Source organism: Anaerococcus lactolyticus ATCC 51172 (genome assembly GCF_000156575.1).
Classification (GTDB): Bacteria; Bacillota; Clostridia; order Tissierellales; family Peptoniphilaceae; genus Anaerococcus; species Anaerococcus lactolyticus.
This window is the reverse complement of the sequence record NZ_GG666047.1, coordinates 169,271-181,316: the sequence shown is the minus strand read 5'-3', so window position 1 is coordinate 181,316 and position 12,046 is coordinate 169,271. Positions and strand designations below refer to the sequence as shown.

10 protein-coding genes and 1 other RNA gene are annotated in these 12,046 nt (G+C 32.2%); 2 read left to right on the top strand and 9 right to left on the bottom strand.

Annotated features, from left to right (window positions below):
- The first annotated feature begins 111 nt into the window (after nt 1-111).
- On the top strand, nt 112-624 hold the full coding sequence (gene tpx, locus HMPREF0072_RS07500) for a thiol peroxidase (protein ID WP_004828847.1): 513 nt from the start codon (nt 112-114) through the stop codon (nt 622-624).
- 56 nt (nt 625-680) lie between these two features.
- Here tpx and HMPREF0072_RS11350 read toward each other — a convergent pair whose 3' ends face one another.
- From HMPREF0072_RS11350 to dnaG, 8 genes are all read right to left on the bottom strand, one after another.
- On the bottom strand, nt 681-1,673 hold the full coding sequence (locus tag HMPREF0072_RS11350) for a lipid II:glycine glycyltransferase FemX (protein ID WP_004828846.1): 993 nt from the start codon (nt 1,671-1,673) through the stop codon (nt 681-683).
- Nucleotides 1,673-2,458: a bifunctional 5,10-methylenetetrahydrofolate dehydrogenase/5,10-methenyltetrahydrofolate cyclohydrolase gene (locus tag HMPREF0072_RS07490; RefSeq protein ID WP_004828845.1), complete on the bottom strand. Its 786-nt coding sequence runs from the start codon at nt 2,456-2,458 to the stop codon at nt 1,673-1,675. Before HMPREF0072_RS07490 ends, HMPREF0072_RS11350 begins: the two co-directional genes overlap by 1 nt.
- Before the next feature lie 56 nt (nt 2,459-2,514).
- Nucleotides 2,515-3,822 carry a C40 family peptidase gene (locus HMPREF0072_RS07485; RefSeq protein WP_004828844.1) on the bottom strand — a complete coding sequence of 436 codons (1,308 nt, stop codon included), beginning with the start codon at nt 3,820-3,822 and terminating at the stop codon, nt 2,515-2,517.
- A 255-nt stretch (nt 3,823-4,077) separates the two neighbouring features.
- Nucleotides 4,078-4,416, bottom strand: an RNA gene (gene rnpB / locus HMPREF0072_RS11125) — RNase P RNA component class A.
- A gap of 36 nt (nt 4,417-4,452) precedes the next feature.
- Nucleotides 4,453-5,226: a Nif3-like dinuclear metal center hexameric protein gene (locus HMPREF0072_RS07480; protein ID WP_004828843.1), complete on the bottom strand. Its 774-nt coding sequence runs from the start codon at nt 5,224-5,226 to the stop codon at nt 4,453-4,455.
- A complete protein-coding gene (locus HMPREF0072_RS07475; protein WP_004828842.1) occupies nt 5,208-5,900 on the bottom strand; it encodes a tRNA (adenine(22)-N(1))-methyltransferase in 693 nt (230 codons plus the stop codon). The genes HMPREF0072_RS07480 and HMPREF0072_RS07475 overlap by 19 nt, the downstream gene beginning before the upstream one ends.
- Nucleotides 5,901-7,703 (bottom strand): RNA polymerase sigma factor RpoD, encoded by a 1,803-nt coding sequence (gene rpoD / locus HMPREF0072_RS11345; protein WP_155811891.1) that lies wholly within the window; start codon nt 7,701-7,703, stop codon nt 5,901-5,903.
- The gene (gene dnaG / locus HMPREF0072_RS07465; protein WP_004828840.1) at nt 7,690-9,357 is read right to left on the bottom strand and encodes a DNA primase; all 1,668 of its coding nucleotides are present in this window, start codon (nt 9,355-9,357) and stop codon (nt 7,690-7,692) included. Before dnaG ends, rpoD begins: the two co-directional genes overlap by 14 nt.
- 244 nt (nt 9,358-9,601) lie before the next feature.
- Here dnaG and HMPREF0072_RS07460 point away from each other — a divergent pair, with 244 nt between their 5' ends.
- A complete protein-coding gene (locus tag HMPREF0072_RS07460) occupies nt 9,602-10,450 on the top strand; it encodes an AraC family transcriptional regulator (protein WP_004828839.1) in 849 nt (282 codons plus the stop codon).
- A gap of 111 nt (nt 10,451-10,561) precedes the next feature.
- Here the strand turns inward: HMPREF0072_RS07460 and HMPREF0072_RS07455 are convergent, their stop codons facing one another.
- Entirely contained in the window at nt 10,562-11,848 is a 1,287-nt protein-coding gene (locus HMPREF0072_RS07455; protein ID WP_004828838.1) for a putative glycoside hydrolase, read from the bottom strand.
- Nucleotides 11,849-12,046 lie beyond the last annotated feature (198 nt).

Below are 12,046 nucleotides of genomic sequence, written 5' to 3'. Positions count from 1 at the left end.
TTATTTACAATATCTATTAAATTAAATATTTTTAGATTTTAATTGATTAAATCTAATTTTTGTAATAAAATAGTATGAAGAGATGATTGAAGGAGAAGTAAGGAGATTATAATGGCAAGAAAAGGAAAATTTGGAACTGTTGATATTACCGTTCTCGGTAATGAATTAAGAATTGGCGATAAGGCGCCAGACTTTTATGCTGATAAGATGGATTTAACACCATATAATTTTTATGATGAAGAAGAAAATAAGATTAAAATATTGTCTGTAGTACCTTCTCTAGATACTGATGTTTGTGAACTACAAACAAAGATGTTTCAAAAAGCTACTGATTCATTTTCAGATAATATAGTTGTTGTCACAGTATCAAACGATCTTCCCTTTGCCCAACTTAGGTTTAAGGCTAATAAGAAAACTGATAAAATAAAGTTTGTTTCTGACTATAACCAAAGAGATTTCTCTAGTAAATATGGAACACTTATTGAAGAATTAAAACTATTGAACCGCTCAGTTTTCGTTGTTGATAAGGATAATACTATCAAGTACGTTCAATATTTAGAGCAAAATACAGACCTTCCTGAGTATGAGGAAGCAATAAAAATTGCTAGGGACCTTGATAGATAAAATGGATATGAAAAATCCCTCCACATGGGGGGATTTTTGCTTTTTTTAAATGATATTTATTTTGTAATCAAAAATTCTTCGTATTTTTCCCTATCATAGACTACATCCAATTCACCTATGAAGTTTGAATACTTATCCGGATAGCAGAATGATTGTTTAAACCTATATAGGCCGTCATTTGTATCAAGACTAAAAGTGCCACCAAGGTCCAGGTAATCAAAACCATTTTTGACTGCCCACTTTATTTCTTCCCAAATCATATTGTAATTTGGCATTTTATTTCTCATTTCGTTTGAGCTTGCAGCATATAGATAATATACTTTATTACCATATGGGATTAATAATGATGCTGATAGTGGTTTATCCTCAAAATAAGATACAAATATTTGACCACCTAAAAATTCTATTAATCTTTGATAATAATCCTTTGGTCTATGGCCTATACCTTGCCTTTCAGCCATGATTTTTGTAAGATCATAAAAAATATCTAGACTTTCATCATCTGTTTTACAAATAGTTTTAATTCCAGATTTAATAGATTTTCTTACATTATACCTACCTTTTGATGAAAAACTTTCAAAAATTGCTTCTTCATCATGGCTTGTTATATCAATTATCATATTATACCTAGGCTGTGTAAAAGAATGTGTATCAATTCCTACCGACCTAAAGTCGTAGCCCAATTTCCTATAATCATAAACTAATTTCTCATCAAAATTAAGCTCTGGGTCCATCCTTAAAAGAAAGGCATTATACTTATCCTTGAGTGGTTCAGCTTCCTTGATTAAAGATTCGACAAGCTTTGTGTCCCTAAAGTCACATACAGGTCCTCTTGGAGCGTATAAAAAATGTTTGCCATTGGTATTCTTGATACCTATCACTGACATCGCTGCTATTATTTGTTTGTTTTCCTCTATATAGACATTATCATGAGTCCAATTATTTTTTATTTTTGACCAATTTGTATCTTGCATTGGTCTTGAATATTCTGATTTTCTCACAAAATCATTGTATCTTTTTAATTCTTGGTCATTATTTACTATAGGCATTAATGCATAAGTCCTTCCACTAAAGTTAATGTTGTAATCAATCCAATACCATTTTTGCTTCCTAAGTATTTAACATCAAGGTCTGTAATTGAATCAATATTTATATCACCTATTATCTTACCGTTTTTGTAAGAAGTTCCCACATCTATTATCAAAGTACCTTTACTAAAAAAAGACTTGTCATAATATTCAGCTTTTCCTATAGCAGATATAAATATATCAGCATTTCTAATATAGTCTTTAGGATTTTTTGTCACACTGTTTATAATTGTTACGCTAGCTCTTTTGGAAGCCAAATACATGGCAAGTGGCCTACCTATAATATTGGTATTGTTAGCTATAACTATATTTTTACCCCTATAGTCAACTTGCTCACTATCCATAAAATTTACGACAGCCCTAACTGTAGCAGGTAAGGCTTCTTTATTACCTTCAAAAATCCTACCAAGACTTTTGTAAGTAAATGAGTCTAAGTCCTTAAGGATAATTTTCTCCTTCAAAAGACACAAGTCCTCACCATCACCAAAGGGCGCGAGCATGATAAAACCATCATTTATATCAAACGAATTTATAAAATCTAAAATTTCCTCTTGACTTTCCTTAGTAAATACCTTATCTATAAAATCAATGCCAAAATCCATACATCTTTTTATAATTACTTGCTTATAGTGGTTTACTTCTTCATTTGGATTCTTGCTTAAAAGTAGAATTTTGTTTTTAAACTCGTAGTTTTCTAGTCTTTCTATTATTTCTCTTCTTAAATTTGTTGTATTTAATAATTCCATAATTTTCCTACTAAAAAACGCCCTAAGCTTTTGCCATGGGCGTCATATTTATAAAATTAGTATATTCTTCTTGCACCTCTAAAGGCTGTTTGGAATGAACCGTTAAAAATATTATCATACCTAACACCTGTTTGTGGAGTAGATGCGTGAATGAATGATCCGTCTGATCCAGTTATCATACCAACGTGGTCGATTCCACCACCACCGAATGAGAAGAATACAAGGTCTCCTGGTTTTAGATTATTAGTATCTACAGCATAACCGTTATTAAATTGAGCTTGTGAGCTATGTGGTAGGTTAACACCAACTTGTTTGTAAGCATATGATGTTAGTCCTGAGCAATCGAAACCAACATTAGGATCTGATGCACCCCATACATAAGCAGAACCTACAAATTGGCTAGCAACATTAACAGCACCTTGGCCACCTTGACCAGCTTGAGCATTTGTGCTTACAGCTTGTTGTTGAACAACTTTTTCAACTTGTTTAACAGTTTGTTTAACTTGTTGTTTTTGAGCTTCTTTTGCTCTAGCTTCTTCAGCTTTTCTTGCTTCTTCAGCTAATCTAGCTTCTTCGGCAGCTTTAGCTTCTTTTGCTTTTATAGCTTCAGCTTCTGCTCTCTTAGCTTCTTGTTCTGCGTTAATTTTATTAACTAAGTCTTGTGGATAATAGTTTGTTAGGTAGTCTACGCTAACATAACCTTCATTAGTAACAAACCAGTTACCTTCAGCATGACCTACTAGCTTATCTCCAGCCTTTATAGTTCTAACTATGTTAGATGTAGATGTAGCATCTTTTGATGCTCTTATATATAAGCTTGGTGTATTTACAAATTTGTTAGAAATTACTGGTGCTTCTTTGGCAACTGCTTTTGGGGCAGCTTGAGCTTGTTCAGTAGTTTCTTGATATGTAGTAGCATCATCTATTTTTTTGTTATCATAGCTAACTACATCCTTAACTTCTGCTTGAGCCTTTTCTTCAATTAGGTCATCAAGGTTTTTAGAATCATATTTAACAACTCCATCTAGATCTTGCTTGTTATAAGCAACAACCTCTTGGGCCTTTTCTATTTGTGGCTTTACTAGAGTTTTAGCTGTTTTTTCTATGATTATATCTTTTTTAATCTCTTGGCTAGCTTTTTTTGAGTTTCTCTTGCTGCCAGCGATTTTTGTATTTTTAACTTCTTTTGTATAGTTAGACTTAACGAAAGAATATGAAGAATCAACTTCTTTATTCTCCTCAGTAATTAATGAATTTGTATGTTTATCATTTTCTAAATCTGTTACAGTAGTAGCATAAGCTGTTGCAACTGCCGCTGATGCAGCTATAACTGTTAATGCTGCTCCTATATTTTTTTTACTCATTTTAAATTACTCCTCCATAATTGTCATGAATTGTAAATCTTTTCTTGTCTATTGTTTTTGAAATCTAAATTAATTTTATATCTTTTTAACAAAAAAGTCAATAATTAGTTACAAAAAAATTACACTTATCGGAGGGTTTTTATATATATTAGAGTTTCGCCAAAAATCTTCCCAATATATATAAACAATTACCCGAATAAATGTAATTTAAAATACAATTAATTATAATTTTGTAACTAATTGTGTAGCAATTATGTAAAGAGTAAACCTATAAGCCGTGTTCTGTCGTGGATAATCATCTATCTAGACTTACTATTGCTAGCAAGTTCAAGCGAACTACCATTTCCGGACTGGGCCGAGCAAGCCTCCTAATGTCCATTTTGTTCTTGCACCGGATGGGGTTTACATAGCCTGCCTATCACTAGGACAGCTGGTGAGCTCTTACCTCACCATTCCAACCTTACCAAATTTGGCGGTATACTTTCTGTTGCACTTGCCTGAGGATCACTCCTACTTGACGTTATCAAGCATCCTTGCTCTGTGGTGCACGGACTTTCCTCGTTGCTATTGCCCCGCGATTATCTGATTTACTCCCTAGTTAAGATACCCCTTTTTATTGTAAATGTAAAATTAAATAAAATGTCTAAACCTATCTGTTTTAGAAAACGTATAAACTTCTTGTCCAATTATCTGTTCTATTTCTTTGGCTAGTTTGTAGATAATGTGGTTCTCACTTGCAAAATGCCCTACATCAGCGATAATTATGCCCTTATTAGCCATATCCATAGCTTCATGATACTTTACATCTCCTGTTATTATTAGGTCACAGGATTGGTTTAAAGCGTCCTGTATAAGAAAAGAACCTGCGCCCCCACAAAGGCCAACTTTTTCAATCATTTTGTCACAATTACCATAAACAACAATTCCACTAGCTTCCAATTTTTCTTTTACATCTTCTAAAAATTTATGGCAAGGTTTCCTATCGATGTAGCCATATCTTCCAAGTCCAAGTTCTTTGCCTGATTCTAGGCTTTTAACATCCCTAAGTCCTAAAATATTGGCTAAATTATCATTGACTCCACCCTTTGCTATATCTAAATTTGTATGAAAAGCATAAACTGTAAGGTCATTTTTAATGCATCTTTTAAGTCTATTGTAAAAACCATCCCTAAAATCAATTGAATTTGTTGGATTAAATAGATATGGATGGTGAGTAATGATTAAATTTGCATTAGCTTCTCCAATGGCGTAATCTATGGACTCTTCTTCTAGGTCTAAAGATAAGACTACTCCCTTTAATTCCTCATCTGGGTTTCCCACTTGTAGGCCAGAATTATCCCATTCTTCTTGTAGATCAAAAGGATATTTTTCTTCTAGTTTCTTTATTAGTTCACGAATTCGCATCTTTCTTCCACCTTTCTTATAGCTAATAGCCTGTCAGATATTTTTTTAATAGCCATTTCATCCTGAGATTTTTTCTTGATTTCTTCTAAAAATCCTTGGTTCTTTTTCTTATCTATGGCTAATTTTTCTTTTAATAAATCACTTCTATTTTCTATATCAGTTAAACCGTAGTAATGTTCTTCAAAGGTTAGAGTTTGTTTTTTACCATAAAAAACTTTTAAAATATCATAATACTTTCTATTTTCATAGGATAAAAAATCTTTTTCTATAAAAAATCCCTTTTCATTTAAAAAATGTCTTAGTTCATAAGTGTTCACATTAGATGCAAGGACCATGTAATCAAGATTTTTGGCAAAGTCTAAGCTTCCTTCGATTATTTCTATTATGGTATTAGCTCCCATGCCAGCAATTATGGCTACTTGGTTAGGTTCACTTTTAAGACCTTTAAAACCATCAGTGACCTTAGTTTTTATTATCATTTTTAATTCATCATCTAATCTGTCAACGAGTTTTTGTAGACTAGGCTTTGAAATATCTGTAGCTGTTATGTCGCTAGAAATTTTGTTTTTTGCCAAATATAAAGGAACCAATCCATGATCGGTTCCTACATCTATAATTTTTTTATCTGAATCTAAGATATTAATAATATCTAATAATCTTTTCTTATCTTCCATCTATAAAAAATCTTTCAATAATTCACTTTTGTTAGGAGATTTTAATTTTCTTAAGGCCTTAGCCTCAATTTGTCTAATCCTCTCCCTAGTTACATCAAATTCTTTACCAACTTCTTCGAGGGTGCGTGGAGTACCGTCAATTAAGCCAAACCTTAATTGTAGGACACGTTTCTCCCTAGCCCCTAGGCATGATAAAACATCATTGAGTTGTTCTCTTAACATAGTATAGTTAGCAGCTTCTCCTGGATCTATAGCAGTATCGTCTTCTATAAAATCTCCCAAGTGGCTGTCATCTTCTTCTCCAATTGGAGTTTCTAAACTTACAGGCTCTTGAGCGATCTTTCTTATCTCAGAGACTTTTTCAACCTCAATACCCATGATATCTGCAATTTCTTCATTTGATGGATCTCTTCCCAGGTCTTGAACAAGTTGCCTTTGGATGCGAACTAACTTGTTTATTGTTTCTACCATATGAACTGGTATTCTAATAGTCCTAGCTTGATCAGCTATGGCACGAGTTATGGCTTGTCTAATCCACCAAGTAGCATAAGTTGAAAATTTAAAACCCCTATTGTAGTCGTACTTGTCAACAGCCTTCATAAGACCCATATTACCCTCTTGGATTAAGTCCAAAAAGCTCATTCCACGACCAACATATTTTTTTGCAATTGAAACAACGAGCCTTAGATTAGTTTCGGCGAGTTTTTCCTTAGCTCTTTGTGATTTTAATACATCAACCTTAAGTTTTTTAAGTTCGTCCTCATTAAATTCTTCCCTATTTAACATTTTCAAAGACATATTTCTCTGATCTATTATATATGAAAGATAAGAAGCCTCATCATCAGATAAGATTTTCCTATTTCTGATAGATTCTGCAAATTCAGAAGTCTTCAAAAGATTATCAATAATCATCTGATCATTAGTCTTTATAGCATCCTTATTAGCAGCCTTCTTCAAGAGGTCATTAAAAGAAGAATAAACCATGCTGACTACTTCATCATTCTCGATGATATTTAACATATGATCAAAGGAATCGAATAAATCACAAAGGATATTGGCGTCCTTTCTAGATAAATCATCATCATCTATAGAATTTTGAGCAATATTACAAATTATTATCTTCGCATTTAACTGGTCCAATTGATCCTTATCAAGGTCATCTTCCATAATTTGTTTGAAGAGAGCTCCCATGTTTATAAGACCTTCAAGGTCTTTGATTGTATCTTCACTTAACTTTCTATCATCAAGTAGAGAGCTGTTCGCTTCTTCTAATACCCTAGCTAAGTCTCCAAAGAAAACATCATTTGCCAGTTTATTTTTGTTTTGTTTGCTAAACTTATAACCGTGTAAAGATTTATGTGCAATCTCGCCAGTTTCCATGCGTCTAGCGAGAATAATCTCTTCTGTAGCAGTAAGCAAGTCTACCTTACCAATTTCTTTAAGATACATCTTTACTGGGTCATCAAGTTTAATGCCGACTAGGTTATCTACGGTCTTATCTATTTCTTTTTCTAATTCTTTTTCGTCAATCTCTTCTTCTTGCTCTTCTTCTTCGATGTCATCTTCAATTTCTTCTTCTTGGTCGAGCTCAGTTTCCGATCTCTCAACAATTTCTATCCCAGAACTTGCGATTCTAGCAAGAATTAGCTTTTGACTCTCTTTATCCATATCTTTAAAATCATCGAAATCAAAAATTTGGCTATAAGTAATCATACCATCTTGACTCTCGCTTAAAGATTCAAACTCTTCGATAATCTCATTTAGAACATCATCTTCGAGCAATTTATTATCATCGCTGTTCATCATCTCTCCCCTTACTATTTATAGGACTCCTTCTAAGGTTATTTCTCTTTTGAATCCTTTCATATAGGTTTATCTTATCTTTTAACTCACTAACTAAAATTGGATTATTATCATCCATTACATAGTCAAGCATATATCTATAGTCACTATCAGCTTTATTAAATTTATCAACTTCTTTATTTATAAGGAAATCCCTAAAATTTTTAGCCTTGGGACTAGTCAAATACTTATCAAAATAATCAGAGTTTTCTTTATAATCTTCCTGCTGATTAAAGATAAGTCTTAATATTTCAAGTTCATGAGCGTTTATATCAGTCTTTTTTTCTTCAACAACTATATTTGGCTCAGGAAAATTATCTTTATATATTTTTTCTTTATGATGTTTGTTATTATACTTTGAAATAGCACCTTTTAAAGTCTGTTTGTCAATATCAAAGAGGTTTGAAACCTTGTTGATAAAAATTTCCCTAGTCAAATCTTGATTAATAGAAGCTAAAAAACCAATAAATTGATTAAGTTTTTCAAGTTTTTCATTTTCACTAGCTTGAGAATAGCCATCCAAAATTTGCTCGTAAGTGTAGTTATACTCATCAACAGCTTCATTAATTTTATTTTCAAAAGCCTCTTTGCCATATTTTTTTACATACTCATCAGGATCAAGACCCTCACCTAGCTGTATTATACTTACCCCAATTTCAGCTTCTTTAAATATTTCTATAGCTCTTTTTGTAGCTTTTATACCAGCAGAATCTGAATCATAACAAATATAAATATTATCAGCATATCTTTTTGCTAGTTTTGCTTGCTCAACAGTTAGGGCTGTACCAAGGCTTGCAACTGCAAGGTCAATTCCATTATTATTTAAAGCGATGACATCCATATATCCTTCTACAAGGATCAAATCACGCTTAGATTGCTTCTTAAAAATATTTAAGCCATAAAGATTAAATCTTTTTTTAAATACATCTGATTCAGGTGAATTTAGGTACTTAGGCATGGTATTATCAATTGACCTTCCGCCAAAACCTATTATCCTCCCATAAGTATCAATGATTGGAAAAATAATTCGATTTCTGTACTTGTCATAAAATTTGCCATTTTTAGATTTAGCTATTAGCCCAAGTTCAAAAAGGTCATCTTCATTTATATTTTTTGATTTTGCAAAAGATAGCAAATCATCCCAACTATCTTTGGCATAGCCCAACATAAATGTATTTACAATATTACTCCTAAGCCCTCTCTTAAGAAGGTAGTCTTGAGGTGCCTTAGTTGTAAGTAAATTTTTATAAAAATACATCATTATTTCTTTATTTATTTCATAAAGCCTAACTTTCTTCTGATTAACTTCAGGATTTTCAGTAAAAACTATATTTATACCAGCCTTATGAGCTAAATATTTAAGGCTTTCTGGATAGGACAAGCCTTCTTTTTGCATTATAAAAGAAACAACGTCTCCACCTGCTCCGCACCCGAAACAGTGAAATAATTGTTTCTTCTTATCTACTGTAAAAGATGGGGTTTTCTCATTATGAAAAGGACATAGACCCTTATAAGATGAACCTGCCTTCTTAAGGTCGACATATTCACCAATTATATCTACTATGTCTGAATTTTCTTTTATTTGATTAATCATGTCATCTGATATTAAACTCATCTTCTCACCTAATAAAATTATACTTTTCTTGTAATTTTAATCAATTAACCCCAGCTTAAAACAAAAATCAAAAAATATTTCCTATCTTTATTAAAAAAAATATATATTTTCTTATAATAATTAGAAAAATATTTCAAATAATGTCTTATTATTGTTAAAATTTTTCCTGAAATATAGTATAATATATGTATAAATATAATTACGATACAATATAAAGTTTAGCAATAATACAGAGGCTTAAAAAATGGAAAAAAATAATGAACAAATTATAGAAGAAGAAAATAGTCTAAATAATCTCGAAATAAAAATTCTCGATGCTCAAAAAAATATTAATGATTCAAAAATTTCAAGCAGAATTCAATTTCATCCTTTTACATATTTTTATTACCTAGATGAAGGATTTGGAAGACTTACTATAGAAAACGATAATATCGAAGTTAATGCTGGCGACCTTATAATTATTAATTCAAATGTAGGCCATACTCTTCACCTAGATAAAAGTATTTCTAATGTTAAATACTTAGGTTTTGGTATAGAAAGTGTTTCTATAGCAGGACTTGATGATGACGAATCTAAATCAATCAACTATTTTCATATAGATAATAGAAATAAGGCTTTAAGATTTGAAGATTATTTTGAAGATATCCATAGGGAATACAAAAGCAATGATATCTTTGCCAGATCGCTTGCAAATGCTACTGCCACAACCTTAGTTATCAATCTTCTTAGAAAATACAGAAAAGATATAACAATCAAACGTGACAAGAAGGTTAATAGGCAGATCGACTATATTAAATCTTACATTGATTCAAATTACAGTGAGGATATAAAACTCGAAGACCTTTCTGCTATGGCCTACATGAATAAGTTCCACCTTATTTCTGAATTTAAACAGTCATATAGGATTACACCAATCGAATATTTAATTCTTAAAAGAATAGAAATTGCGAAGAGTTTGCTAATTTCAACTAACCACTCTATGGAAGAAATATCTGCTATGGTAGGTTTTAATTCCCAATCATACTTTAACCAAGTTTTTAAAAAGAAAGCCGGACAAACTCCTTCTCAATTTAGAAGAAAACATAGGCTATAAAATTTTACCACCTAAGCTTAGGTGGTTTTTTTTGTACAAAAAAACAGGTAATTTGACCTGAACCCCAAAATCCGGAATATGGATGGAGGGGTTCAGGTAAATTTCCCTGTTTTAATAATCAACACCCTCTGTATAGGTGCTATTTGAATTCCAAATCAAATATTCTCTTTGACCAGACTCATATATCGCATCAATTTGAGCTTGGACAGCATCTGCGTCATATACCATCCAATTTCCGTCACCCAGCCAAGATGCTGTAAAATCCTGAATCCATGGACGTGATTGTGGACTATGATCTAGAGACTTAAATATTGCTTGTTCTTCCTTAAGATATCTTTTAACAAGTTCATAAGGTTCTAAGTCGGGTTTTTCTATGTCAAAAGAATACGCTCCCCAGTGAGAAGGATAAATCATTGAACTCATTATATCTGCCTCGTTGGATATTTCTGAAAAATCTTGTCCAATACCACTAGCCCTGCCTGCTTGAAGGGCATAACCAAATACATCCACAGACACTGGTAACCCATAGGCTGAGATAGATTCTCGGGCCTTCCTAACAAATCCTGTTATTGCAGCAACCCTCTTATCCCCCTCTGCCATTGGCTTATTTTCATATTCACCTCTTGGATAGGAAAGAGTATCTCCAAAAGTTTCAAAACCTTCAGCAAACCTTACATAGTCATATTGGATTTCATCAAAACCTGCCTCAGCAGCAAGCTCGCCTATCTCAATATTATAATCTTGGACTTCTTTTAGGAAAGGATTGACAAAAACCTCCCCGTTAGCATTCGCCCACAAACTTCCATTTTCTCTTTTAAATCCCCACTCAGGATGAAGTTTTGTGATGACTGAATCTTTAAAGGTAGTAATCCTAGCTATAACATAAATCCCCCTAGCATGAAGGTCTGTAATAAGAGTTTTTGCGTTAAGCAATTTACTATTTGCATATTTAACTTCTTCGTTATCAGTATTAAAATTTACAGTAACATTGCCCCAGTCGTCCTTAACATCAATAACAACCGTATTTAAATTAGAATTTTCAATTAGACTAATTATCTTATTATAAACTTCAGGATTATTTACTAAACCAGAGTTGAGATATAAACCCCTAACGCCGTCTTTTGGATAATACTTACTCTTCTTATCCTCAAATGATAGGAGTCTTGATGTGTCATAATCCATATTGTAATCATCTGGCGTAATACCTATTTCGTAAGGCACTCCTATTTTCTTTTTTGAAGATTTCTTTTTCTTAGATATTTTTTTCTCGATATTTTCGCTACTCTCAAGAGCCTGCTGTAACTTTTCTTTTTCAGCTAGCTTATCCTTTTTAGCACAAGCCGTAAAAACAAGCATTAAAATCAGAAAAATACTAAGAAAAGTTTTTTTCTTTAACATAGCTTCTCCTAAACAAAAAAGCGAGCCAGGCCCGCTTTTTTAAATTTAATAAGATTCTTTGAAAGATGATTCTTTCTTATAAAAATAATTTATTATTATTTTAAAATCTATTTTCCAGAAGAAGCTTTGCTCCTTCTTGGCATTTGCTGGACTATCTATTGATTGTCTCAGTTCTACGAGATTTTCCCGTTGTTTTTC

Coding starts and splice junctions, on each gene's coding strand:
- tpx (WP_004828847.1), top strand. CDS start 112: ATGGCAAGAAAAGGAAAATTTGGAACTGTTGATATTACCGTTCTCGGT.
- HMPREF0072_RS11350 (WP_004828846.1), bottom strand. CDS start 1,673: ATGCCTATAGTAAATAATGACCAAGAATTAAAAAGATACAATGATTTT.
- HMPREF0072_RS07490 (WP_004828845.1), bottom strand. CDS start 2,458: ATGGAATTATTAAATACAACAAATTTAAGAAGAGAAATAATAGAAAGA.
- HMPREF0072_RS07485 (WP_004828844.1), bottom strand. CDS start 3,822: ATGAGTAAAAAAAATATAGGAGCAGCATTAACAGTTATAGCTGCATCA.
- HMPREF0072_RS07480 (WP_004828843.1), bottom strand. CDS start 5,226: ATGCGAATTCGTGAACTAATAAAGAAACTAGAAGAAAAATATCCTTTT.
- HMPREF0072_RS07475 (WP_004828842.1), bottom strand. CDS start 5,900: ATGGAAGATAAGAAAAGATTATTAGATATTATTAATATCTTAGATTCA.
- rpoD (WP_155811891.1), bottom strand. CDS start 7,703: ATGAACAGCGATGATAATAAATTGCTCGAAGATGATGTTCTAAATGAG.
- dnaG (WP_004828840.1), bottom strand. CDS start 9,357: ATGAGTTTAATATCAGATGACATGATTAATCAAATAAAAGAAAATTCA.
- HMPREF0072_RS07460 (WP_004828839.1), top strand. CDS start 9,602: ATGGAAAAAAATAATGAACAAATTATAGAAGAAGAAAATAGTCTAAAT.
- HMPREF0072_RS07455 (WP_004828838.1), bottom strand. CDS start 11,848: ATGTTAAAGAAAAAAACTTTTCTTAGTATTTTTCTGATTTTAATGCTT.